Below are 24,806 nucleotides of genomic sequence, written 5' to 3' on the forward strand. Positions count from 1 at the left end.
GGTTGAACAATAATAACGACGACAGGATGGCGCGGATGAACAAAGGTACATTAGCACTACTCATTTCAGGCTTAATCACAATTCCAACGGCAGCAATGGCGATGACTCCCAACCCCGATCTTAACCTAATGCCTTACCCACAAAATGTAGAGTTGGGGCAGGGTAAAATCACACTGGATAAATCCTTCAGCATTTACATCAAAGGCTACGATTCACCGCGCGTGCAGTTCAACGCAAAGCGCACTATGGACCGTCTGTATCGCCAAACCGGCTTACCGATGTTGAACTGGCATGCCGAGTCGGAAAAAGACGCGACCTTGGTGATTAATATTCGGAATGCACCCAAGTCAGAGGTGCAAGACATTAACAGTGATGAATCGTATCAACTTGAATCGCGTAATGGTCAGATCATCATTCGCTCCGAACGCCCTTACGGTGCTTTCCATGGTTTAGAAACCTTCTTGCAGTTGGTGACTACGGACGCGACTGGCTACTTTGTGCCTGCGGTGTCGATTCAAGATGAGCCGCGCTTTCCTTGGCGTGGTGTTTCTTACGACACTTCTCGTCACTTCATTGAACTCGACGTGATTCTTCGTCAACTCAATGCGATGGCATCAGCAAAAATGAACGTTTTCCATTGGCATATTTGGGATGACCAAGCGATTCGTATCCAGCTCGATAATTACCAAAAGCTATGGCAAGACACCGCAGATGGTGATTACTACACCAAAGATGAAATCCGCTATGTAGTGAATTACGCGCGCAACCTTGGTATTCGAGTTATCCCTGAAATCTCTCTGCCGGGACATGCTTCGGCAGTGGCGCACGCTTACCCTGAATTAATGTCTGGTATGGGTGAGCAATCTTATCCGCACCAACGTGGCTGGGGTGTGTTTGAGCCGTTAATGGACCCGACCAACCCTGAACTCTACAAGATGCTAGCGAGCGTGTTTGACGAAGTGGTTGAGCTTTTCCCTGATGAGTATTTCCATATCGGCGGCGATGAACCAAATTACCAACAGTGGAAAGACAACCCGAAGATTCAGCAATTCATCAAAGACAACAATCTGGATGGAGAGCGTGGTCTGCAATCGTATCTGAACACCAAGGTTGAACAGATGCTGGAACAGCGCGGTAAAAAGATGACTGGCTGGGATGAAATCTGGCACAAAGACCTTCCAACCTCGATTGTGATTCAAAGCTGGCAAGGGCACGACAGTATCGGTCGAGCAGCAAAAGAGGGCTACCAAGGTATTCTCTCAACAGGCTATTACCTAGACCAACCACAACCAACCAGTTACCACTACCGCAATGATCCAATGCCGAAAGGAATCACCGTTGATGATCAACTTCATCAAGGTGAGAAATTCGCGACTTATGACTGGGTGAAACCACGCAACAAAGGTGGTCCACGTACAGGTAATCTGACCATTATTGAAGCGACAGACGGCAGCTACCGTGCGTTTACCGATTACAACGGTAAGTCGCGCGAAGAGGTGTTCATCATCGAGTATGTGCCAGGTGTGAAGTTTAAAGGTCACTTCGATAACTTTATGTCTTACACCGAATTCAACTATGACTTTGCAGACGGCAAGTTGAAAGACACCAGTTACCAATTGATTGGTAATGTGCGTTGGCCTGCGACTGGAGAATTGGTCGCGAGCAGTGACATGGCAGGAGGCGTCATTCCTGAGCCGAAAGGTGGTTATCCGGCTGAGTTGACCGAGAAAGAACAGCAGCTAATCTTAGGTGGAGAAATCACAATTTGGGGTGAGAACCTCGATTCAATGACCATCGAGCAACGCTTATGGCCACGAAGTTACGCGATTGCTGAGCGTCTATGGTCGAGTCAGGAGCTAACCGATGAGCGCAGCATGTACAAGCGCATGACGGTGATGGATACATGGTCTGAGATTTCGCTTGGTCTACGCCATCACGCCGATGCCAATATGATGCTAAAACGTCTTGCCAATGGTGCGGACGAAACGCCGCTACTAACGTTAGCGAAGTACATCGAGCCGGCTCAATATTACGCTCGTCATTGGGAGAAGTGGATTTCTACGCCAAACGAAGGCGATTTATACAATCAGTATGAGCGATTAAACCGCTTTGCGGATGCACTGCCAGTAGAAAGCCTTGCAGTGTACGAGATGAAAGATTTGGTCGCAGCTTATGCTCAAGGTGATAAAGCTGCGTTGGATGCGTTAGCGATGCATTATCAGAGCGTTAAGTTAGCGGCGCAGCAAGCCAAACCTATTTTCGCGGCCAACGTAGCGTCGCTAGAAACGGTGCCAGTTGCAGATGCCGCAATCAAAGTTGCCGATTTAGGTTTAACCTTGATTGAGCTCGCCAAGCAGGGCAGTGACATTAGCCAATCTGACGCTGAAGCGTATCAACGCATCATCAATGAAAATGCGATTATTTTTGATGAAACGATTGTCGCCATCGTAGTACCAACCGAGCAGTTGCTTCACACTTTAACCGATTGATAACTAAAAGGGATTGCCGTCTGGTAACGCAGGCGGCATCTTATCGGTTAAGCACTCTTTTATCTCCCAAAGGTTTCCCATGATAGTAAATGGTCACTTACATTTTTATGTAGGCACCTATACCGATTCACCAAGCCAAAGTCAGGGCATTGCGTGTGTTTCTCTCGATACTGCTACTGGCGCATTAACGCTCATTAATGAACTTGTTCCAGACGCAGTAAAAACGATTCGTAACCCTTCTTACCTTGCGCTCAAAGGAGAGGGTTTATATACCTTTAATGAAGTAGAGCGCTTGGCAGGTGCAGAGCTGATATTTGCTGAAAAAACAGACCGCTATGCACTGCCAATTGAAGGTGACTACCCTTGCCATATCGACATTAAAGAACCGTTACTCGCTGTTGCAAACTACGGTTCCGGCAATGTAAGTGTTTACCAACTTGATGAGCAAGGTAAGCCTTTGAAATCCATTGCAGAATTGTATGTAGAAGGCAATGGGCCGAATATTGACCGTCAAACTTCACCTCATGCCCATCAAGTCACTTTTCTAAAACATTCCGCTCAATTGGCTGTGGTCGATTTAGGCACAGACAGCGTTCACTTCTATGACTACGACAATAATGGTGAGACAGTTAAGTTTTCACTTTCTCAAAGCATCGCTATGTCTGCTGGCTCTGGGCCTCGTCATTTGATCTTCAATCGTGATGAGTCTGTCGCGTACGTTGTTTGCGAATTGTCTGAAACGCTGGTGGTACTTCGTAAGCAAAGCGGACAGTGGAATCTGACTCAACAAGTTAAACTGCTAGCCGATGAAGAGAACAAAGAAGCGGCGTCTGCAATTCGTCTTTCTGCGGATGAGCGCTTTGTCTATGTCTCATGCCGTGCGCAAAATCTGATCAGTACATTTGATGTAACGAGTGATATTCCGGTTCAAATTGCCGCGTCCGATTGTGGCGGTGCGTTTCCAAGAGATTTTGTTTTATCCCGTGACGGGCAGTGGATGCTCGTTGCTAATCAACATTCACATAATGTCGCTAGCTTCCATAGGAATCCGGAAACTGGCGCTATCACTCCAACCGGATATTCGTGCGACATCGGTGCGCCTGTGTGTTTGGTTGAGAAGCCGTAATTAAGAGAAATAACATGACAATTCATCGTATTAATCCATGCAAACGTTGGTCAGATGTAACGGTATTCAATGGCATCGCCAACTTTGTTGAAGTGGCGGAAGCTGACACCACTGCGGATATGAAAGGGCAAGTACAACAGATTTTCGACCAAGCCGAGCAAATGCTAGCCAGTGTTGATAGTGACAAGTCGCGCATTCTATCTGTGACGATTTACGTGACGGATTTTGCGAACTTCGATGCCCTAAATGAAGTGTGGGATGCGTGGTTTCCTGAGGGCTGCGCACCAAGCCGTGCTTGCGTCAAAGTTGAATTGGCGAATCCTGAACTGTTGGTAGAAATGGCGTTTGTTGCTGCTGCGGGTGAGAAGTTCCAGTAGTTCGACATTACCCTAATTAAACCATCAAGCCCAGCGTTATCCTCAAGCTCAGCGTTATATAGTTCAATAACGCTGGGCTTTGTTTTATTGGGCTAATGCTAAAGACAGGCTAAAGGTCTACACAAAAATCTTGCCTTTCATGTAGAGCACGCCGTCGCCAGATACTCTTACTTGTTCGCCGTTTACTTCACAGTGCAAAATGCCTCCACGCTGAGAAGCTTGATAAGCAACCAGTGATGTTTTGCCTAATTCTTCTGCCCAGAATGGTGCTAATCCAGCGTGAATCGAGCCGGTTACCGGGTCTTCATCGCCACCATTTGCAGGCCAAAAGTAACGCGATACAAAGTCTTGTTGATCGCCTTTCGCAGTTACGACCACATCGTAAGGAGCGAGTGTCTTGAGGTGCTCAGAACGGTAATGAACCTCAATTACCTCTTGTTGGCTGTCGACTACCACGAAGTACGCTTGGGGGCTAAGCAGTACGCGTTCCACATCGCAACTCAAGCCTTCAATTAATGCCGAGGGAATATCAGAAACTGCTTTTGGAGGACGAGCAGGGAACGTCATTTCAATCTTACCTTGCGCATTCTTTTCTACGGTGAGCGTTCCTACTTCTTGAGTATGGAACTCAATCGTGCCAATCATGCCAAGCTCATCAAACAGAACTAACGACGAGGCCAGTGTGGCGTGTCCACAAAAGTCGATTTCAGTTATAGGAGAGAACCAACGAATCTCATATCGGTTTGCGCCAATGGATTTTAGAAAAGCCGTTTCCGACAAGTTGTTTTCTGCCGCGATGTTTTGCATCAACTCTGGAGCAAGCCATTCCTCTAACGGTACCACTGCTGCAGAGTTGCCTTTGAATTGCGTATCGGTGAAGGCGTCCACCACGTAGATATCCAGTTCCATTTACGCTTCCTTGTTTGCTTTTGGGCTAATCAGCATAAACCAAATAAGTCGTCGATAAGCACGAATTTAAAAATATTACGAAAAGTATCACTGGTTGGCTTAAAATGAATGTTGTTGATACTTAATGATAGGTTGCTGTTTCTTTTGGGACATACACTTATTCCGAACTTAAGAAATAGGAGCATCATCATGAAAGCAATCACTATATCGGTTTTGGCATTAAGCTTATTGGCAGTGGGTTCAGCACAAGCATTTGAGTTAACCAGTAAAGACATCCAAGAAGGTCATCCTATGGCGAAGACCTTCGAATACAACAACTGGGGCTGTAATGGCGGCAACCAATCTCCACAATTGATGTGGAAGGACGCGCCAGCAGGAACTAAGAGTTTTGCAATCACGGCTTATGACCCTGATGCACCTACTGGCAGTGGTTTCTGGCACTGGGTTGCGTTTAACATTCCAGCTTCAGTAAGTGAACTGCCACGCGCAGTGAACATTGAAAAATTGGGCGGTAAAGAGTCGCGTATTGACTACGGAACGGTTGGTTTTGGTGGCGTTTGCCCACCAGAAGCTGACGGCATGCACCGCTACCAATTTACGGTTTGGGCATTGCCAACCGAGAAGCTAAACCTAGATGAAAACACACCGGCTGCTGTGGTTGGTTTTACGCTTAACAGCATGGCATTAGACAAAGCGAAACTGACGGCGACGTACACACGTTAAGCCGTAATAGATAGATGATAAAAAACGAGGGGAATAGATGAGCCATCAATATCGAGTCACGTTGTTTCGTGCCGAGCAGTTACAGAAACTGCGTAATGTGAAGATCCATTCCCCAAGTATCATTCAGATCATCACGGGCAGTAAGCGTCTTTTCTGGAAAGAATCGGCGCTGGATCTTTCCCATTCTGAGTTGCTGCTTTGTGAGGCTTCTGCATCATTGAGTTTTGAGAACTTACCGCAAAAAGGTAAGTTTCTCTCTAGAATGTTCAGTTTTCATTGTTTGCCGTCAGAAGCAATGCTTGAACTTAGCGCGAGCATTGACAAGGGTGAAGAAAAGCCGACATTAGAAGCCGATAAAGCCTTGGAAGACACGCTCAATGCTTTGTTCTCGTTTGACCAACAAACCATGAGCAAAGAGACCCAAACCTTCTGGGTAATGGGGTTGTATCAACAACTTGCTGAGCGTGGTGTGTTGCATCACTTGTTTGCGAGTGCGAACACAACATTCAGCCAGAAGCTGAGCCGTTATTTGTCGCATTCTCCAGGAGAGGAACACCCATTAGAGCTGGTGGCTGAACGTTTTGCCATGAGCCGTGCGACCATGATTCGCAAGCTCAAGCAAGAGGGCACTCAGTATCGGGAAGTGCTGGCGGAAGTGCGCTTAAATCATGCCTTGTATTTGATGCAGAATGGCCATTACAACGTCGCGCTGTTGGCTCAGTCTTGCGGCTATCAATCCGAGGGGCGTTTTAGTCAACGCTTTAAAGGCAAATTCGGATTGACTCCGAGTGACTACATCAAAACGGTTGTGGTCAGTTAGCGCTAGCGAAAAATTGCTTGTGCGCGTTTAATCGCTTACGCGCGTTTTACCGAGTGCAACGCAGTGGGTGCTTTCGAATCTGCAATCGCCAAATCAGACAAAAGCTGTTGCAGTAATTCTGCAGCGTGGACGTTCGCTTTTACTTTATCAACGTCACTCCAACTCGTACTGTTTTCTTCTTCAAGGTATTTAATCGTCTGTTGTGAAAGCTTGAGAACAGCATGCCACTTCAGTTTTTTATATTCTAAATTCATACTCAAACTCCTATGTGAATGATTAATTTAAAACATTGTTCAAAACTTTGAGTTAGCAAATAGGAATTTGTTAATAAGCCTATGCCTAGAGCGGATATAAAAAAGCGCCCATCGCTTTAACGACGGGCGCTTTCAAGTCACTATAACCTTTGGTTATTTGTAGTATTTCTTCTTCATTTTGAGTGCTACGTTCACCAAAGCAATCAATACAGGCACTTCGATCAGTGGACCAATGACACCAGCAAAAGCTTGGTCTGAGTTTAGGCCAAACACCGCGATAGAAACCGCAATTGCCAATTCAAAGTTGTTACCTGTTGCTGTGAAGGCAATCGACGCATTTTTGTCGTAGTCGATGCCCATTTTCTTACCAACGAAGAAGCTGACAAAGAACATCAACACGAAGTAGATAGCCAGTGGAATTGCTACACGGAATACATCCATTGGCAGTTCAAGAATCATTTCACCTTTCAAGCTGAACATCAGTACGATGGTCGCAAGTAGGGCGATAAGCGTAATTGGTGAAATGCGTGGGATGAACACGTCGTTGTACCATTGTTCACCTTTCGCAGCGACCAACCATTTACGGCTTAGGAAGCCCGCTAGGAATGGAATACCAAGGTAAATCAGAACGCTTTCCGCGATGTCCATCATCGAGATATCAACCACGAAACCTTCGTAACCAAAGACTGGTGGCAACACAGTGATGAACAGCCATGCCATCACACTGTAAGTCACGATTTGGAAAGCGCTGTTTAGTGCAACTAGGGCTGCGCCGTATTCTTTGTTACCACCACCGATATCGTTCCATACCAATACCATCGCAATACAACGAGCAAGACCGATCAGAATGATGCCGACCATGTAACCCGGATGATCACCTAGGAAAGTCAATGCAAGGATGAACATCAAAATAGGGCCGACAATCCAGTTCATGACCAAAGACAGCGTGATCGCTTTTTTATCTTTCGTCACTGTGCCTAGCAGGTTGTAGTTCACCTTTGCGAGTGGCGGGTACATCATCAAAATCAAACCAATCGCTAGCGGTACGTTTGTGCTACCAACTGACATTGACTCGTTCCACTCAGCAACTTGAGGGAATGCTGCGCCAATACCTACACCGATTGCCATTGCAACAAAAATCCACACCGTTAGGTAACGGTCCAAGAAGCTCATTTTGTCGCTGGCACTATTTAAAACTTGAGTAGTCATAGTGTTCTCTTATTCGTTTATCGTCGAAAGACGATAGTTAAAGGTATAGTTTATCTCTGCACGCCTGATCAGCGTGCAAAGGGAATTAATCAAATAACTTGGAAAATCCTAGATTGAACTGATCAAAAGCGTCGCGTTGAATGCGGTAACACACCTTAGGTGGGTTTGGCTCGGCGCTGATAAAGCCAGCTTGCTTTAGAATGCGCAAGTGCTCGGAAACAGTAGATTGCGCAAGACCGAGTTCAGAAACCAAATCACTGTTCAAACAACCGCCCATGGTATCGAGCGTGTGCAGGATATGCAGAATGCGCAAACGTGCAGGATGCGACAAAGCTTTTGCTTGTGCTGCTAGAGTTTGTTCTTTCTCGAGCTGTTGTTGCGTTGTCTGAAAAACAACTTCGCACGTGTCGTTGCACTTATCACTCATTCGCTGGCCTTAATAGTTAATCGTCGAATTGCGATAAAGTGTACGCCTGCTCTGTGGAAGATGCAACAAATCGATGAAAAAATCAATCGGGAAATAACGATGAATAAAAAGTTGAAAAAATATATCTTTTAAAAACATAGAGATAATCAAAAATTAAGTAGGTTACTAAAAGTTAACTAATTGCACTATATTTCTAGGTTACCATAATAAACCACATCCGACGCACAATGGTTATTGCGTCATCTTGTGAACTTATTTAAAGGTAATCCCATGAGCAACGTACTGATCATCAATGCACACGAACCATCACCATACTCAGAAGGTCGTTTAAACGCTTCTCTTGTCGACAAAGCACAGACGCTTCTGCAAGCAAAAGGCCATGAGGTTCGCGTTGTGACAATGCAAGATGAGATCAACGTAGATGAGCAACTCGCACACTTTGAATGGGCTGATCGCGTGATCATCCAAAGCCCAATCAACTGGATGTCTGTGCCTTGGTCATTCAAAAAATACATGGACGACGTGTTTACTGCGGGTATGGGCGGCGCACTGTGTGCATTTGATGGCCGTAGCGCAGAAGAACCAAAGAAAAATTATGGTACAGGCGGTACTCAAACCAACAGCAAATACATGCTGTCACTGACATTCAACGCGCCAGAAGAATCGTTTGATGATGAGAACGAATACCTATTCCAAGGTAAAGGCGTGGACGATTTGATGTTCCACATGCACGCTAACTTCCGCTTCTTTGGTATGTCAGCACTGCCTACATTCGCGTGTTACGATGTGATGAAGAACGCAGATATCGAAAACGATTTTGTTCGTTTCGAAGCGCACATTAACGAAAACTTCTAATCCTTTTAGAAACATAGTGCGAACTGAATGATGAATTGAGATGGACTGCTACATGCGGTCCATTTTTATTTGTTTGCGGCGAGGTGACGTTTTTATTACTCTAAAGCACTAAATGTATCTAGCTTACTTTTCGTTACCTAGATTAGGTGCGTATCTTGAGGTGTATTGTGGAAAGCAGAATCAGTGTAGATAGCAAAGGTCGTAAGTCAGTGGCGAACGTATGTGCGGAGCCATGTGCTATCGAGAAAGGGATGCGTCTAATTGGTGGTAAATGGAAAGGCTCTTTGATTTTTCATTTGAAAGACGGCCCAGTTCGCTTCAATGACTTAGCACGCATGCTAGGCGGCGCAAGCAAAAAGATGATTGACCAACGCCTTAAAGAGCTGGAAGCGGAAGGTATGGTGGTGCGCAAAGTGATCAGCGATCGCCCAATTGCAGTCAGCTATGAGCTAACAGAGTTCGGCCGTACCGCACTTAAGATTCTTGATGATTTGCGAATCTGGTCTGAGACTCACCAGATTGAGTTGCGTAAATAACACGGTCTCTTGTATCTCATCATCGCTTAACGGTTTAAGCCAATAAAAATGCCAGCATATCGCTGGCATTTTTTATGTTTGATTGTTGTTTGGGACTGATTGAGCGTAATCCGCTTAGTAGTCCAACGTACCACGGATAGGGTAGTTGTTGTCTGGATTACGAATCCAAGCCAAACCACGTGATAGCGCGCCAAGCTCTGGGCGAACAAACGGGTTGTTTGAAATATCCACCACGTGCAAGTTGCCGTGTTCATTCACCACAAACAGACCTGGTTCTGCGAAGTTATGGTCAGTCTCTTGCTCTGAACGAGGCAGTGAAATGTACAGACCTAATGTTTTCATTTGTTCTTCGGTTAGGCCGTAAGCAATCGGGAAGCTGATTTCGAGTTTCTCTAGATGTCCCTCAAGCTGCTCTTTTGAATCGCCTGAAACCGCAAGAATATCAACGCCAGCTTCTGCGAAAGCTTGCTTGTAGCCCTCTAACTCATTGAGGTATTTGGTACAAAGAGGACAGTGTTTACCACGATAAACGAATACGGCTTGCCAAGTCGCATCACCTTGTGGCTGACCTAATGTCACGCTTGAACCATCTAGCAAGGTTGCTTGAAGAGAAGGGAAGCTGTCGCCCGCTTTAAGTTTCACTGAAGTTGCCATAATGACTCCCGAATTAGTGGTATATATCCATGGATGCCCCTTCTCAATAAAAGCGATTGTGTAGGGGGTGAGACTTCAATGTAGACCCAGTTTTGCGGCATTTCAACTAGTTAACTTTTGGTAACCTAGATAATGAATGGCAAGAAAAAGAAACAGTTAGAAGAGGAAAGCAGAACTTAAAGATACAACGAAGTGGGGGTGTAGTATCAGGAGCTAAGTTCTGCTTAAGGTTCGTTTACCAGTTGAAGAAATCGTTCATTGTTACCAGAGCCATTACTTCAAGCTTGTTGTCCGAATGCGCAACGCGCTCTCGGAAATAGGTTGCCATTGTAGGCATGTCTTTTGCTGATCGAATTTGGAATCGCATAGTGTTTCCTCCTTGTTGCTGACAGGGTCAGTATGCGAAGAAAAGAGGAGCTGAAAAAGAGAGTAGATTTCTGTGGTTTATTCCTAGTTAGCCCCAGAAGGTGCGCTAACTCACCGATTTTTGCGTTCGTGAGGGTAAAAAGGGGAACAAAGTGTTTGGAAGTTTTCTTATTTTCTCTCGGATAAGTTGAGTAAAATAAACCTATATCCACTTTTTGAGGGCGCGCGGTGTCTGATCTCAACTTGTTCCGCTACTACCAACGACTCACTCCATTTGGCGTGGGAAGTGAAGCCAAAACCACATTGCAGGAAGTTGCTGACTTGCTGTTCACTTCTCCTCGCCATGCACGCAGCTTACTGTCGCAAATGCAGGAGCAAGCGTGGTTGAGTTGGCTTCCAAAAGCGGGACGAAATCAGCGTTCAACGTTATTGCTGAACATCGAGTTGAGTGCATTAAAAGAAAGCCTCGCACTGGAGCGAATTAAGCTGGGTAAATACGAAAAAGCGTTGGCGATTCTCGATGAAGATGAAGCGGCGTTTGGACGATTGCTCAAAACCACTTCGGGGGCGTCTGTTCAAGAGGGTCGACTCAACATTCAGCTCACCTACAAACGTATGTTTGAGCGTATTGTTCCTCATCAACTGCATCGCAGCAGTGAGCGCTTCTTCTTGCGTCAAATCTACTGTTGTTTGGTATCGAGTGACTACAACGGAGTGGTGAAGCCAGAGCTTGCTCATCATTGGCGGTATGACGAGAAAAGTTACGAATGGACCTTTTACCTGCGCCCAGGCTTAACCTTTCATAATGGTGCACCGATTGATGCCGATACCGTTGTTAGCCTGTTTGCCAAACTCAGTTCCCTTGAGTTGTATGAGAAAGAATTGGCTCATGTCGATAACATTACCGCGCCAAACCCACTCAAGGTTGTGTTTACCCTCAGCAAGCCAGATTTGGGTTTTGCTGGGCTTATTTCTGGCGTGAAGTATGGCATTCAACCTGTTAGCCAAGTGAACGTTGCCAATAACAATTTGGTCATTGGTAGTGGCCCTTTTTCTGTGATTGAACACAGTGCTCATCGATTAAAACTGCAAGCTTTTGACGGCTATTACGCCTGTCGAGTACTGACCGACATGGTGACGATCTGGATCGTCAATGATGAGAAAATGGAGAACCCATCTCTAGCCGCGAATACACCGCCTAAGCAGGTAGAAAAAGCGGACGACGAGCTTGTCGACAGCATGTGCGGACACTACATGTCGACACAAGATGCAGAAGCGGCTCCGGCTAGTCAGCACAGTCGCACCGAGGACGGCTGTTTGTTCGCCTTGTTCAATCAACATGCCAAGTACCCGCTGTCTCAAGCGCAGCGCCGTTATATCGCCGAGCTGATTCAACCGGAACGACTTGCCGATGTGATGCGCAAAGAAAAGATCGTGTTTGGCAGCGTACCGGCTTACAACATGCTGCCAACGTGGAAGCCCGTACTAAGACCGTTTGGTGAAGAGAGCAAGCTGCCTAAACATATCACCATCGCAGGGTACAACTACACGGCATTGAGACGATGTGCGCGTGCAATTGCTAACCTACTTGAAGGGACAGGAAGCAAAGTAGGCATTGTGATGTATTCCTACCGAGAGCTAAGCGAAAAAGCCAAAAACGGCACGCTAGATGAAACCTTGGTGGTGACAAACATTAACTTAGATGACAACCGTCATGCATCGGCGTTTACCAACTTCTTTAGCAATACCGTGTTGCACCACACCTTGGGTGAAGAGAATGCGACTTGGTTGGATGAGCAACTAGAGAAAGTGCGCGCGTATACCTCGCTGGAAGGTTATCTCAAAGCGCTTGAACCTATTGCTTCCACACTCGTCAGCGAATACTGGATTGCACCTATGTTCCACCATACGCAAACGTTGCGCTTCCAAGGTGTGTTAGAAGACGTTGCCCTAACTAACTGGGGTTGGCCAGATATTCGCTCGGTGTGGTCAGCGGATTAACTGTCTTAGTTATTTAGCAAAGTACTGCTTCACGAATTCAATGAAGGCTTTGGTTTTCGCCGATTGATAGATGAGTTGCGGATACACTAAGTATACTGCGTTGTGTTGGTGGTCCGTTTCTTCCGATAGAACCTGCACTAGTCGGCCATTATCAACGTCTTGCTCGACAAAGTAACTTGCTAATCGAGCGATGCCATTACCAGACAGAGCTGATTCTTTGAGTAAGCGGTTTTCATTGCTAGAAAGCCAACCTTGGGTTTGAACCGTTCCCGTTCTTAAAGGCCATTCTTTTTGATGCAATGTGGTTAAGCATTGATGCTGTTTTAAATCCGCTAACGTCTCCGGCGTGCCATTTTCTCGCAGATACTCAGGAGAAGTAACCAACCAGTGGTAGTAGTCCAAAAGGTGATGCGCAATCATATTCTCGGGCGGGGTTCTTGTCGCTCGAAACGCAAAGTCGACGCTGGTTTCCGTCAGATTAAACGCTTGATAGCTAGAAAGGATCTCGAACTCTACGTTTGGATGTAGAGCGCGAAACGCCACACATAAATCATGCAGTACCGCTTCAGCAAACATCTTGGGAGCGGTAAGCCGAATCAGGCCGTCTATTTGCTCAGATTGCTGACTTAAACTCTTTTCCATTTCCATTACGCGTCGTTTGAGATCTTCCGCTTGCGCAAAGATCGATTCACCTTCTGCCGTCAATCTCACGCTGCGTGTGGTTCGAACAATCAAAGGCGTAGCGAGTTCCGATTCCAATCGCTTGATTTGTTCTGACAGGTAACTTTTTGAAATGCCAAGTTGCTCCGCTGCCCTAGAAAAGTTGAGTGTTTGAGCCACTTCGGCAAACAGCATCAATTTTTCGATTCTCTTGTAATCTGCCATCTTGATTGTTCGCTTTAATTGTTCGGTAACGAGGATAATGAATTCGATTTTACGGTATTAAACTAATTTTTACGAACGGTAAGATAGTTCGAGTTAATTTCAGAAATTGAAAATGCAGAAATCGGAAAAGTGAGAATAACGATGAACAATCCAACACTACCGCTCGCCAAAACCTTACCTAACGTTAGCCGCTTGGTCTTCGGCTGCATGGGGCTTGGAGGGGAGTGGAATCGCAACCCGTTAACCGCCCAAGATGAAAACCAAGCTTATGCCGCTGTAGAGGCAGCATTAGAGGTTGGCATCAATCTCTTTGATCATGCGGATATCTACAAATTCGGTAAGGCAGAAGAAGTGTTTGGGCGCATCTTAGCCAATGACTCAACCTTACGAGAACGAATTTATCTGCAATCCAAGTGCGGCATCCATCTAGGAGATGAGCAAGGTGTTAAGCAGTATGACTTCTCTGCTAAATGGGTGACGGCTTCTGTTGAGGGCATTCTTGAGCGCCTTGGCGTGGAGAATCTTGATGTTTTGATGCTGCATCGTCCTGATCCTTTGGTTGAATTTGAAGAATTGGGCACAGCGCTCCAAGCACTGAAACAAGCTGGCAAAGTTAACCACTTCGGTGTCTCTAACATGAACAGTGCTCAAATTGATCTTCTCCAACAAGCAACGGGCGAAGTTATTGTGGCGAACCAGTTGGAAATGAGTCTGGCTAAGTCTGACTTCATCAAGCAGGGCATGGGGCTTCCTTCGTCTGCATCTGACTACGTTGCAGGAACACTGGAACATGCCCGTAGGCACAATATCCAACTGCAAGCGTGGGGCAGTATGGCGCAGGGCAGATTCTCAGAGCGTGGTTTACATTCTGATGATCACAACACCAGACAGACGGCGGAGATGGTGATGGCGCTAACAGCTGAATATGGCGTGTCGTCTGAGGCGATTGTTTTAGCCTTCCTGACGCGTCATCCAAACCAAATTCAGCCTGTTATTGGTACTGCAAACCCACAGCGTATTCGCGCTTGTGCTCAAGTAGAGAACGTCACGCTATCACGCAGCCATTGGTATGGATTGTTCGAGAAAACCCTTGGTCATGAGATCCCGTAGGAGAGAAAAATGAAATACGTACAAGTTCAAACTCTGATTCAAACCGCATTGGAAATTGCTGCTGATCGCAAGCAAAACATTGCGGTTGCCGTGGTTGATACACATGGCGAATTGCTCGGTTTTGCCCGAATGGATGATGTGAGCGTGCAAGCAGGTTTGTTGGCACAAAACAAAGCTTACACCTCGGCTAGAGACCGTCAGCCTAGTGGCAATCTGGGCGCTTGGGCTCGTGAGACGGGTAAGCAGTTGAGTTATTGGACTGACCCAAAGATCACGGGATTTATGGGCGGAGTACCTGTAGAACAAGAGGGGAAAGTCGTCGGTGCAATTGGCATCAGTGGTTTAGCTGAGCAAGACGATGAAGCACTTGCAATGGAAGTATTAAAAGCGCTGTAAACAAAAAATCCCACCAATGCTCTTCGCTAGACATTGGTGGGGATGGTCAAAATGATGGAGTTGACCACGAATATCAACGGTAAATGTCTGCTCGTCTTCGAAAAGCGTCATCGAAGTGGAGCGTGACAAGGTGGTTATTGCTGACCACTGACAACATCAGCGCAAACCTAGGTTAGGAGCGTGCTTACTGAATAACAGAAAGCCGCTATCCAATAAGCTGTCAGTTCATTTCGCCAATCAGTTAAAGGCGCGAGCTAAGGTGCCGTGACCCTGGCAAACGTACTTCACTGAGTTGCTGCAGACGAAAACCGATTCACCCGCTTTCAATGTGATGTGATCGTCTTGGCTAGAAACCGAGATTTCCCCTTCGATACAAAACAAAATCTCTGCGCTACGTACGAATTGAGTCGTTGCAGCGCCTTCAACTGCCATCACTTCAAAACCGAAATCATCCACCGGAATTGGGTAACTAAGCTTGCCTTGTTTATGCACGGGCGCGAGCTTGATTTGTTCTGGGGCAATCGCGTTGAAGATGGTGTTGTCGATAAGCTCAGGAACGTCGATGTACTTAGGTGTTAAGCCAGCGCGCAGCACGTTGTCTGAGTTCGCCATGATCTCCAAACCTGTCCCTTGAACATATGCGTGCGGCGTTTCTGCATGGAGGAACATCGCTTCGCCAGGAGCCAGTTCAATCGTGTTCAACATCAATGGCGAAAACAGACCAATATCGTCCGCGTAATGCTGACGGAAGTCTTGAATATAACCGTAAGCTTCTCGTGCCATAGCGGTTTTCGCAGGGCGCTCTAGGCTTGCGTATAGCTCATTCAAAGCCTGCTGTTTGCGTTCGCCTTCTAACGACATAATTGCTGAGAAGAACACTTTAAGACCTTCACTGTTTGGTGTGGCTTTCAGTGCGTTGATTTCTGTCTCTAGAGTAGAGATGTTCGCTTGCTCAAACAGAGATAAGATCTGCTCAATTGGACGGAAGCCGTTCATCGCTTTGTAAAATGTCAGCGCGTAAACCAGCTCCGGTTTATGGTTTGGATCTTTGTAGTTACGGTTGGCAGCATTAAGCGGGATACCTTGTTCGTTTTCACGAGCGAAGCCTATTTCTGCCTTGTGCTTACTTGGGTGCACTTGAATGGACAGCGGTGTTTCAGCGGCCAGGACTTTGAATAGGAATGGCAGTTCACCAAAACGTGCAGCGGTGTAATCACCCAGCGATTGCGTTTTGTTTTGGTTGATGACTTCTGACAGCAGTTGTTTGGTGTCAGCAAGCTTTGAACAGCCGTTTGGGTGAGCACCCATCCAGATTTCTGCTTGTGGCTCGTTCGCTGGATTGTCGATGCCGAATAAATCATGAATCGAGGTGTGGCTGCCCCAAGCGTAGTTTTGAATCACATTGTCCAGTTTGAATAGAGCGTGTTGCATGGCGATATTCTCTTGATTGGAACGAAAGAAGAGGAGAGGCTTGCTCCACGATGAGAGCAAGCCTGAGTCGGTTTGGGCGGGTTATCTAGTTGATGACCTTATCCTGAGAACCGGATTAGAACTTCACTTGGAAAGACTTAACCTGACACGGTTTCAGCGTACCGAACGATGCTGTGTCTACCTCGTTTGGTAGCACTTTCTCGTCTAGCTGTGTTTCTTTCCATGACGTTACTTCTGAAGTAAACGCCACTGTGTCGTTAATCACTTCGCTCTCTGATGGGTTGTAGACGCGCAGGATGAGTGCACCCTCGTCTTCCGCCTTCTTCAGTACGCTCAGTACCGCACCTTCTAGCGATTTGTTTAGCAAGCTGTGCGTTAGCGGTAGGTTTTGCTCGCCTACGTTCAGCTTCATCGCGTTGTAAGGGATCTTGTTGTAGCACTGGATTGGAGTCACGTTGTCACGCGCCGCCGCCATTACGTTCGCTTCGATGTGGTTGCCCGCGAAACCGAATAGCGCAAACTCACAAACGATCTTGCCGCGTACTTGTGAGTCTGGCGTCGGGATCTTGATACCAGATGGACGACCCGGACGAAGCAACAACTCTTCTTTACCCAACACGCCGATACCACGCAGAAGGGTTAGGGCGAATGTGTCACGCTCTTCATTGCCTTGGCTTGAAATCACTTCAAACTCACGCAGACCGTTGCTCATTAGCGCCATACCACCTTGTGCGTTTTCAACCGCAGCAAAGTTCATTAGCTGGTAAACCGGCACTGGTGCTTCTTTCCAGCCGTCTGCTTCCCAGTTCGCCATTTCTGGATCGTTAGTTGGGCGAGTGATCAAACCGAACTGGTTGTCTGCTACCACGGTTTCAGACACAAACGGTGTTGGTACTAATACGCGAACGCGGTGGTCGTCAGCTTGGTTATCCAGCTCCATGCGAACTTCAATACGGCGTGTACCTTGTTTTAGAACCACTTGGCAGTTCACGTCCAGGTAACCGTTTTGACCTGTGCGCTCTTCACGTTGTTGTAGGTTCTCTGGCAAGTTCATGCGCAGCTTGATGGTTGCCACAGATTGGAAACCTTCGTGCTTCACATTCACTTCTGCATCGAATTCGTCTGAGTACAGTAGCCACTCTTTACGAGAAGGTGAGTAGTCGTATTCATCGCCATCGTCAGAGCCGTCTTCAATGCGCAGCGCTTGTTCGTAAAGGTGCTCTGTCTCTTTGTCGAAGATGTTCAGAGTGCCGTTTGGGTTGACGTTGATGCGGTAGAATTCGTTCTCAAGAAGGAACTCTTTCTGCTCAGCCACTTTTTGCGTGCCTTTCTCGTTCGCTTGAATGTGAAGGGTAGTGAAGCCCATCGCTGGCACAGTGTGCTTGATTTGAATGTCGTACTCGATGAACGGGTCGTAGTTACCGTAGTGAACGATTTGACGGTCAATCTTACCTGGGTCGATTACGCGTTGATCTTGGATGAAGTACTCAACTGGCGTGCCGTTTTCATCAAACAGGTTGAACTGTTCCGCACGGATAGTGATGGTGGTATTCACCACTTCTTCACGAGCGTATGGCGATAGGTTGAATAGTGCTAGCTTGTCGCAACCTTCGCGTGCAGGCATGTGGTCAACAATCTTACGTTTGTAGAAGTTGATCAGGTTGGTCGCCATGTCGTCCGCAAGGATGTAACGGTTCAAGATCTCTGCGTGTACTTTGTCTGAACAGCAGCAGCCAATCGAGTCGTGAGCGTGGTTCTTCATGCTCTCTTTCCACATCTTCTCGATTAGACCGTGATGGTATTCGAAGCCTAGTGTCCATGCGATAGAGGCTAACGGCTCAAGGATGTTTACGATCTTGTTTTCTACTTCGGCGTGGATCAGTTTGATGTCCATACGCGTTGAAGAAATAGTACGGTGAACACGCATGTATTTACCGTCATTGAACTCGCCTTTGATGGTATCAAGCTGATCGAGCTCGGCTTCAATACGCTCGAACACTTCTTCAAAGCGGCTCATTTTGAATTCTTTGTCTGGGTAGATTTCACGTAGCTTATCCATCACCTCGAAGATGTCTTTTTGGATAGGCATTTGGTCGTGACCGTTTGGTAGCAGGATGTCTTTGGTTACCGACGGTTTTTCCAGCACTGGGAAGTATTTATCTAGACGTGCGCGCAGACCTTCTTCGTCTTGCGGTAGGTATTTACCAATCGCGTAACCCAGTGGCAGGACTTGCGCAGAGACTTCGCTGCCATCGTTTGATTGCCACAAGAACTCGGTTTTATCTGTGCCGTGACGCTCTGAACAACCGCGCCAGAACATAGCGCGATTGATGCCAAAACCGTTGTAGATAGCTGGCAGCTGAGAGCTCATAGAGAATGAATCTGGTAGGTAACCAATCTTCATTGGTTCGCCTAGCGCTAGACAGTCGCGCAATCCGTAAAGCATGTTACGTACGATAGATTCGCCAGATACTTGCATCGTATCCGTTTGAGAGTACCAAGGGCCAACAATCAGTTTGCCAGCTTGTACGAGCTCACGTACGCGCTCTTTGTTTTCTGGTTTGATTGCGAAGTAATCTTCCAGAACTGCGGTTTGACCGTCTAGAACGTAGTATTTGTAGTCTGGATCGTTTTCCAGACGAGTCATGATTTCTTCCATGTTATTCACTAGCAGAATGCGAGACTCTTCTGTAGTGAAGTACCATTCACGATCCCAGTGCATGTGAGGAGTAATATGAACGCGAGATGTAGTCATAACTTTTACCGTCTTAGGCAATAATTGCCGTTAATTTGTTTTAAATTTGATTGTTTTCTATTCGTTCTTGCAGCGTTTATGCTTGCCGACGAATATTTAGGGCGCAGAAATCCCACGCCCAAAGTTTGTGTTGAGCGAATCTATGAGTGATTCGAATTAATGTTGAGCAGCAGCCTCAGTGACAAATTTGCCCTTTTTTACTGCGTGTGCTCGCCACATGATGAGAGTGATGGTCGAGATGGTTGCACCAATCAGCGCAGCGCCAAACCAGATTGCCGCAGCCGTGAATGCGCCTAGACCTGCATCGTGTAGTAGGAAGATTGAGAAGATACCTGCACCTGGAGTCGATAGACCTACGCCAGCAGCACCTACCATTGCGCCTGTTACGACAGAGCCAAGTAGGAATGAGCCAATAACGCGGATTGGGTCTTCGATAGCCATCGGAATCGCACCTTCAGTGATGCCCGCTAGACCAAGCAACCAAGTTGATTTACCCGTCTCGATTTCAAAATCTTTGAACAGGCGAGGTGCAAGCATGGTTGAAGCCGTTACCGTGAACGCTGAGACCATTTTCACCGAACCGAAGATAGCGTATGGGCCGTAAACACCGTTCGCCATGGCACCCAGACAGAATGCGTAAGCGGCTTTGTTAACTGGACCGCCAAGGTCGAACGATACGAATAAACCAATTACTGCGCCTAGAAGTAGGGCGTTGGTGCCAGACATGCCATTTAGCCAATCCGTCAAACCTTGGTTTAGCCAAGCAACAGGTTTACCGATAACGAACAGCATCAATGAGCCAGCAACCAAAGTACCGATAACCGGGTATAGGTAGAAAGTTAGGAAGCCATTGAACGCAGGGTTTAGACGTACGTTTTCTTTTACCCAACGCATGACGTAACCAGCAATCAAACCACCGACAACACCGCCAAGGAAGCCAGAGCCGATAAGGTTCGCTGCAATACCTGCGGCAAAGCCTGGACCAAGCGCTGGTTTATCTGCCAATGAGTAAGCGGTGTATGCCGCCAGTACAGGAACCATCAATGTACCCAGTAGACCACCACCTAGCTTGCGGTACATCCACAGCCAAGAGCCTTCTTCTGCATACAAATCTTGTAGGTTGAACATTTGTGCCAATAGCACGGCAACAGCAAGTACGGTACCGCCAGCAACGATAAGAGGAACTGCGTAAGAGATACCTGATAGAAGTGCTTGTTTTAGTTCAGTTTTAAGTGGTAGTTTCTTCGGTTTGTCGTTGGTTGCAACTGCAGCACCAGCGCTTCGACCTGCTTTACCTGCTTCAACCGCTTCGTTAAGAATGCGCTCAGAGTGTTTGATTGGCTCAGCAACTGGCACTTCTACACGAGGAATACCGTCAAAACGCTCTAACTCTTTGATTGCCACTTCAGCCGCGAAAACCACCGCTGTTGCACTGTTGAGCTGTTCAGCAGTCAGACGATCTTCAATACCGTTTGCACCTTGCTTTTCAACATGCACGTTGTAACCCAGCTTCTTACCCGTCTTCTCTAGGTATTCTGCTGCCATGTATGTGTGCGCAATACCCGCAGGACAAGCCGTCACACAAACGATGGTTGGTGCATTTGTATCTAATTGGTCTTGTTTTTCTTCTTGCTCTGCTTGACCATCAAGCAAAGCAAAAATTTGTTCTACATTTGTAGCATTTAGCACTGCTTCACGAACATCGTCATCCACTAGGGTTGTGGTCAGTTCGGTCAACAGGTGCATGTGTGTTGAACCTGCTTCCGCATTTGGAATTGCGATTAGGAAGATCAGGTTTACGTCTTCGTCTTCATCCAGACCTTGCCACTTTAAGTCTTGTTTTAGTGTGGCTACGGCAAACGCCGCCTCTTTTACTGCATCTGTCTTACCGTGCGGTACTGCCAAGCCTTCGCCTAGCGCCGTCGGGCCTTGCTCTTCGCGAGCAAACACTGCTTGTAGGTATTCTTCCTTGTTATGCAGTTTGCCTTGCTGGTCTAGCTGGTCGGCAAGTGCACGAATCGCTGCGTCACGACTTTCGAACGTCGTTTGTAGGTTTATCAGCGATGGGTTTGTAAGAGAGGTTAATTTCATAACTTTTGTCCCATTGTCACATTCGACATTGTTGTGCATTCAACAATGATGTGAATAATACCTTTTAAATACAAATGATCCGTGATCAGGATCGCAGTTGAATTAAAATATGTATTATTGTTGTATTGTTTTGGCTTGTTTTTGTATGCCGATATGCGAACAAGTGCTTGTCATGTTGACCTGAATTCGTATTATAGAGCTCATAAACCAAGTCTTTCTTGCAATGATAGTTCACTCCAGTGTGCTCGGTTCTTGAGTTGTCTCAAACAAGTTCACTTGAATGGTCATTTGTATTGTTTTTATAGAGGTAAACATGGCAAGACTGCCAATGTATCGCCAGATTGCGGATGCGATTCGCGAGAAGATCAGCGATGGCGAATACAAAGTAGGAACCGCTCTTCCTACCGAAGCTCAGTTACGCGAAGAATTTTCTTGTAGTCGAGTCACGGTTCGCCAAGCGTTAAAATTGCTGATTGAAAATGGTGAACTGGAGAGTGTGCAGGGTAGTGGTACCTATGTGAAAGAGAACAAGGTTAACTACGACATTTACCAGCAGACCAGTTTTGCAGAGAAGTGGGCGCACCTAAATGCAGTGACGCACAGCGATGTGGTCGCGTTCGAGATTACTAAAGCATCGCTCACGATGGCTGATGCGCTGAACATTAATGAAGATGACAAAGTCTTTTACGTGAAACGCGTTCGTTACCTAGATGACAACCCAATCACAGTAGAAGAAACTTGGCTGCCGACAGACATGTTCCCTGATCTCACCTACCAAGTGATGCAAGGTTCTAAGTACCACTTTATTGAGAAAGAGAAGGGCATGGTGATTGATCGCAGTGAGCAAGAAATCATCCCGGTATTGCCACCGCAAGACATTGCAGAGTTGCTAGATATTGACCCGGCCGAGCCGATCATCGAAAAGCGCACGCGTGGTTTCTTACAAGGGGATGTGGTGTTTGAATACAGCCGCAACTACTTCAAATCGACTGACTACAAGTTTACGCTGGTGGCAAAACGTCATAAGTCGTAAGCGCGATATTACGCATTTCATTTTAAACCCGCCACTCGGCGGGTTTTTTGTGTCTTTTCTCTTCCGACCTTCTGTTCGCTCTATGCTGAAACTAAGCAACGTTTCGATTTCTTTTAGCAAACAAGTGTGATGATTATCCCTGTTTGAAACTCACTAGCGCCGAATTAGTGGAAAATGAAGTTTGAATTTAATCACGATAAATAGCGAGTCAAGAGTCGTAATGTGATCGAGATAAATTATTGCGAATTTCTAGAAATGTTTGGATAGGTGCGGAGGTTCAAATTATGCCTATTGACATGTTGCTGAAAGAAAATTTGTTGCTAACTTTCTTTGTCTATTTTTGAGCTACGTTCATTAAAACAAATTGACAGCCATTTAATTGTGATTTGTTGCACAAAAGAGGCGTGCTTGCGTGGTTCTACGACTCTTATTGATAATTAACCCATCGATACCGAACTGTTGATAGGGTTTAAAAATGCTGTATGAATTAATCGACCACGAACTAGTAGATGTTATTAATGACCGCGCTTACCAATGGCAAGACGCAGTTAAAAAGACAACGCAATACCTAGAAGACAAAGGTTACGTTTCTCAGCAATACGCGGATGCCATCATCCAATCGACCGAAGAAAATGGTCCTTACTATGTGTTGTGTCCTGGACTGGCGATGCCACATGCTCGCCCAGAAACCGGTGTCCTAAAAACGGGCTTGGGCATTCATATTTTCCCTTCACCAGTTGATTTTGGTTCGGACCTTGGTCCTGCCAACATTCTTATTACCCTAGCTGCAAAAGACTCTGATACCCACATTGAGGTGATTCAAGCGCTGAGCGAGATGTTTGTGGACGAAGAGAACATTGCAAAACTGGCACAAGCTTCATCTAAGGAACAAGTGCTAGACATAATAAAAGCATACTAAAAGGAACATAACGTGAAAGCAAACATGCGAGCCAATGTGCAAGCCTTCGGGGGTCATTTGACCGCCATGGTGCTGCCAAATATAGGAGCCTTCATCGCTTGGGGCTTTATTACTGCACTCTTTATCCCAACAGGTTGGATGCCAAACGAAGCGTTTGGGGAACTCGTTGGCCCAATGATCACTTATTTATTACCACTGTTGATCGGTTATACCGGCGGTCAGATTGTTGGTGATAAACGCGGCGCGGTAGCCGGTGCCATTGGTACCATGGGTGTTATCGTTGGTGCGGACATCCCAATGTTCGTCGGCGCAATGATCATGGGCCCACTCAGTGCTTGGGTTGTGGTGCAAATGGATAAGCGAATCCAACACCGTATTCCTTCTGGTTTTGAGATGGTGGTGAACAACTTCTCACTAGGTATTGTGGGCATGATTCTGTGTCTGTTCGCCTACGAGATTGTTGGTCCTGCAGTAACAGCGGCAAACTTGTTTGTGAAATCAGGCATCGAAGCCTTGGTGGCGACGGGATTCCTTCCTCTGCTTGCGATCATCAACGAGCCGGCGAAAGTGCTGTTCCTAAACAACGCTATCGACCAAGGTATTTATTACCCACTAGGTCTGCAGGCCGCAGCTGAAACAGGTAAATCTATCTTCTTTATGGTGGCATCTAACCCAGGTCCGGGTCTTGGTATGCTGCTGGCTTACGCGAAGTTTGGTCAAGGTCTGTCTAAACGTTCTGCGCCAAGTGCCATTATCATTCACTTCTTCGGTGGTATTCATGAGCTGTACTTCCCGTACGTGTTAATGAAGCCAATCATGATCTTGGCGATGATTGCGGGTGCCGCGACAGGTATCGCAACCTTCAACCTACTTGACGCGGGTTTGGTAGCAGGTCCAAGTCCAGGCTCAATCTTCTCTTACCTAGCACTAACACCGAAAGGCAGCTTCCTAGCGACCATCGCAGGTGTCACAACTGCAACGATTGTTTCCTTCCTTGTCGCAAGTGCGATTCTGAAGATGAGCAAAGCCGAAGACAAAGAAGACGAGTTTGAACAATCAGTCTCTGATATGAAAGACATGAAAGAGGAAGGCACAATCAAACCAGTTGCTGCAGCAACACAAGAAGTCAACAAACCAATTTCATTTGTCGCATTCGCTTGTGATGCGGGTATGGGCTCAAGTGCGATGGGGGCTTCAACCTTCAAACGCAAGTTAGTTCAAGCCGGGATTGATATTGAAGTGAAGAACTTCGCCATCGAAAAAGTCCCAAGTGAAGCCGATATTGTCGTGACACACGAAAGCTTAGAAAGTCGAGCCATTAAAGCAACAGGCTTGCCGGTGGTAACGATTAAGAACTTCCTCAATGACCCAGCGCTCAATGAGCTGATGGATACGATTAAGCAACAAGCGGTCGCGACTGAGCAACCAGCCTAACAATGC

The 24,806-nt window shown here is 46.6% G+C and carries 23 protein-coding genes; 13 read left to right on the plus strand and 10 right to left on the minus strand.

Features of this window, described 5'->3' with window-relative positions; genetic code table 11:
- The first annotated feature begins 35 nt into the window (after positions 1-35).
- The 3 genes from ACLIIY_RS22940 (at position 36) to ACLIIY_RS22950 (ending at position 3,992) form a co-directional block, all read left to right on the plus strand.
- Entirely contained in the window at positions 36-2,489 is a 2,454-nt protein-coding gene (locus ACLIIY_RS22940; protein ID WP_434529495.1) for a beta-N-acetylhexosaminidase, read from the plus strand.
- Between the two features lie 79 nt (positions 2,490-2,568).
- A complete protein-coding gene (locus ACLIIY_RS22945) occupies positions 2,569-3,615 on the plus strand; it encodes a lactonase family protein (protein WP_434529496.1) in 1,047 nt (348 codons plus the stop codon).
- Positions 3,616-3,629: 14 nt separating this feature from the next.
- Complete coding sequence (locus tag ACLIIY_RS22950) at positions 3,630-3,992, plus strand: RidA family protein (protein WP_005534602.1); 363 nt, start codon at positions 3,630-3,632, stop codon at positions 3,990-3,992.
- Between the two features lie 117 nt (positions 3,993-4,109).
- On the opposite strand, the gene ACLIIY_RS22955 is transcribed toward ACLIIY_RS22950, so the two are convergent.
- Positions 4,110-4,901: a PhzF family phenazine biosynthesis protein gene (locus ACLIIY_RS22955; protein ID WP_434529497.1), complete on the minus strand. Its 792-nt coding sequence runs from the start codon at positions 4,899-4,901 to the stop codon at positions 4,110-4,112.
- A 189-nt stretch (positions 4,902-5,090) separates the two neighbouring features.
- Between ACLIIY_RS22955 and ACLIIY_RS22960 the strand changes: the two genes are divergently transcribed.
- Both ACLIIY_RS22960 and ACLIIY_RS22965 read left to right on the plus strand, forming a co-directional pair.
- Positions 5,091-5,624 carry a YbhB/YbcL family Raf kinase inhibitor-like protein gene (locus ACLIIY_RS22960; RefSeq protein ID WP_434529498.1) on the plus strand — a complete coding sequence of 178 codons (534 nt, stop codon included), beginning with the start codon at positions 5,091-5,093 and terminating at the stop codon, positions 5,622-5,624.
- 37 nt (positions 5,625-5,661) lie between these two features.
- On the plus strand, positions 5,662-6,444 hold the full coding sequence (locus tag ACLIIY_RS22965; protein WP_038895500.1) for a helix-turn-helix transcriptional regulator: 783 nt from the start codon (positions 5,662-5,664) through the stop codon (positions 6,442-6,444).
- A gap of 35 nt (positions 6,445-6,479) precedes the next feature.
- Here ACLIIY_RS22965 and ACLIIY_RS22970 read toward each other — a convergent pair whose 3' ends face one another.
- From ACLIIY_RS22970 to ACLIIY_RS22980, 3 genes are all read right to left on the minus strand, one after another.
- Positions 6,480-6,698 carry a hypothetical protein gene (locus tag ACLIIY_RS22970; RefSeq protein ID WP_005435487.1) on the minus strand — a complete coding sequence of 73 codons (219 nt, stop codon included), beginning with the start codon at positions 6,696-6,698 and terminating at the stop codon, positions 6,480-6,482.
- Positions 6,699-6,851: 153 nt separating this feature from the next.
- Positions 6,852-7,907 (minus strand): ACR3 family arsenite efflux transporter, encoded by a 1,056-nt coding sequence (gene arsB, locus ACLIIY_RS22975; RefSeq protein WP_005435488.1) that lies wholly within the window; start codon positions 7,905-7,907, stop codon positions 6,852-6,854.
- Positions 7,908-7,992: 85 nt separating this feature from the next.
- On the minus strand, positions 7,993-8,334 hold the full coding sequence (locus ACLIIY_RS22980; protein WP_009706198.1) for an ArsR/SmtB family transcription factor: 342 nt from the start codon (positions 8,332-8,334) through the stop codon (positions 7,993-7,995).
- A 270-nt stretch (positions 8,335-8,604) separates the two neighbouring features.
- Here ACLIIY_RS22980 and ACLIIY_RS22985 point away from each other — a divergent pair, with 270 nt between their 5' ends.
- Entirely contained in the window at positions 8,605-9,189 is a 585-nt protein-coding gene (locus ACLIIY_RS22985) for an NAD(P)H-dependent oxidoreductase (protein WP_005375454.1), read from the plus strand.
- A 167-nt stretch (positions 9,190-9,356) separates the two neighbouring features.
- On the plus strand, positions 9,357-9,725 hold the full coding sequence (locus ACLIIY_RS22990; RefSeq protein WP_005435493.1) for a winged helix-turn-helix transcriptional regulator: 369 nt from the start codon (positions 9,357-9,359) through the stop codon (positions 9,723-9,725).
- A gap of 114 nt (positions 9,726-9,839) precedes the next feature.
- Here ACLIIY_RS22990 and ACLIIY_RS22995 read toward each other — a convergent pair whose 3' ends face one another.
- Positions 9,840-10,379: a peroxiredoxin family protein gene (locus tag ACLIIY_RS22995; RefSeq protein ID WP_005435499.1), complete on the minus strand. Its 540-nt coding sequence runs from the start codon at positions 10,377-10,379 to the stop codon at positions 9,840-9,842.
- Positions 10,380-10,614: 235 nt separating this feature from the next.
- Positions 10,615-10,746: a hypothetical protein gene (locus ACLIIY_RS23000; protein WP_009706196.1), complete on the minus strand. Its 132-nt coding sequence runs from the start codon at positions 10,744-10,746 to the stop codon at positions 10,615-10,617.
- Positions 10,747-10,973: 227 nt separating this feature from the next.
- Here ACLIIY_RS23000 and ACLIIY_RS23005 point away from each other — a divergent pair, with 227 nt between their 5' ends.
- On the plus strand, positions 10,974-12,746 hold the full coding sequence (locus ACLIIY_RS23005) for an SgrR family transcriptional regulator (RefSeq protein WP_078609811.1): 1,773 nt from the start codon (positions 10,974-10,976) through the stop codon (positions 12,744-12,746).
- Between the two features lie 9 nt (positions 12,747-12,755).
- On the opposite strand, the gene ACLIIY_RS23010 is transcribed toward ACLIIY_RS23005, so the two are convergent.
- A complete protein-coding gene (locus ACLIIY_RS23010; protein ID WP_078609810.1) occupies positions 12,756-13,631 on the minus strand; it encodes a LysR family transcriptional regulator in 876 nt (291 codons plus the stop codon).
- A 141-nt stretch (positions 13,632-13,772) separates the two neighbouring features.
- Here ACLIIY_RS23010 and ACLIIY_RS23015 point away from each other — a divergent pair, with 141 nt between their 5' ends.
- Both ACLIIY_RS23015 and ACLIIY_RS23020 read left to right on the plus strand, forming a co-directional pair.
- Complete coding sequence (locus ACLIIY_RS23015; RefSeq protein WP_434529499.1) at positions 13,773-14,741, plus strand: aldo/keto reductase; 969 nt, start codon at positions 13,773-13,775, stop codon at positions 14,739-14,741.
- 9 nt (positions 14,742-14,750) lie between these two features.
- Complete coding sequence (locus ACLIIY_RS23020) at positions 14,751-15,137, plus strand: GlcG/HbpS family heme-binding protein (protein ID WP_409588725.1); 387 nt, start codon at positions 14,751-14,753, stop codon at positions 15,135-15,137.
- 237 nt (positions 15,138-15,374) lie between these two features.
- Here ACLIIY_RS23020 and manA read toward each other — a convergent pair whose 3' ends face one another.
- The 3 genes from manA to mngA all read right to left on the minus strand — a co-directional run bounded on the left by manA (position 15,375) and on the right by mngA (position 21,414).
- Positions 15,375-16,568, minus strand: a complete 1,194-nt coding sequence (gene manA / locus ACLIIY_RS23025) for a mannose-6-phosphate isomerase, class I (protein WP_434529500.1) — start codon at positions 16,566-16,568, stop codon at positions 15,375-15,377.
- A gap of 115 nt (positions 16,569-16,683) precedes the next feature.
- The gene (mngB, locus tag ACLIIY_RS23030; RefSeq protein WP_434529501.1) at positions 16,684-19,323 is read right to left on the minus strand and encodes a mannosylglycerate hydrolase; all 2,640 of its coding nucleotides are present in this window, start codon (positions 19,321-19,323) and stop codon (positions 16,684-16,686) included.
- 156 nt (positions 19,324-19,479) lie between these two features.
- On the minus strand, positions 19,480-21,414 hold the full coding sequence (gene mngA, locus ACLIIY_RS23035) for a PTS 2-O-a-mannosyl-D-glycerate transporter subunit IIABC (RefSeq protein ID WP_045414679.1): 1,935 nt from the start codon (positions 21,412-21,414) through the stop codon (positions 19,480-19,482).
- A gap of 313 nt (positions 21,415-21,727) precedes the next feature.
- Here mngA and ACLIIY_RS23040 point away from each other — a divergent pair, with 313 nt between their 5' ends.
- From ACLIIY_RS23040 to ACLIIY_RS23050, 3 genes are all read left to right on the plus strand, one after another.
- Entirely contained in the window at positions 21,728-22,447 is a 720-nt protein-coding gene (locus ACLIIY_RS23040; RefSeq protein WP_020194774.1) for a GntR family transcriptional regulator, read from the plus strand.
- Positions 22,448-22,922: 475 nt separating this feature from the next.
- Positions 22,923-23,366 (plus strand): PTS sugar transporter subunit IIA, encoded by a 444-nt coding sequence (locus tag ACLIIY_RS23045; protein WP_005425097.1) that lies wholly within the window; start codon positions 22,923-22,925, stop codon positions 23,364-23,366.
- A gap of 12 nt (positions 23,367-23,378) precedes the next feature.
- On the plus strand, positions 23,379-24,800 hold the full coding sequence (locus ACLIIY_RS23050) for a PTS mannitol transporter subunit IICB (RefSeq protein ID WP_434529502.1): 1,422 nt from the start codon (positions 23,379-23,381) through the stop codon (positions 24,798-24,800).
- The last annotated feature ends 6 nt before the right edge of the window (positions 24,801-24,806 follow it).

This window comes from Vibrio sp. K4, assembly GCF_051122595.1.
Lineage (GTDB): Bacteria > Pseudomonadota > Gammaproteobacteria > Enterobacterales > Vibrionaceae > Vibrio > Vibrio owensii.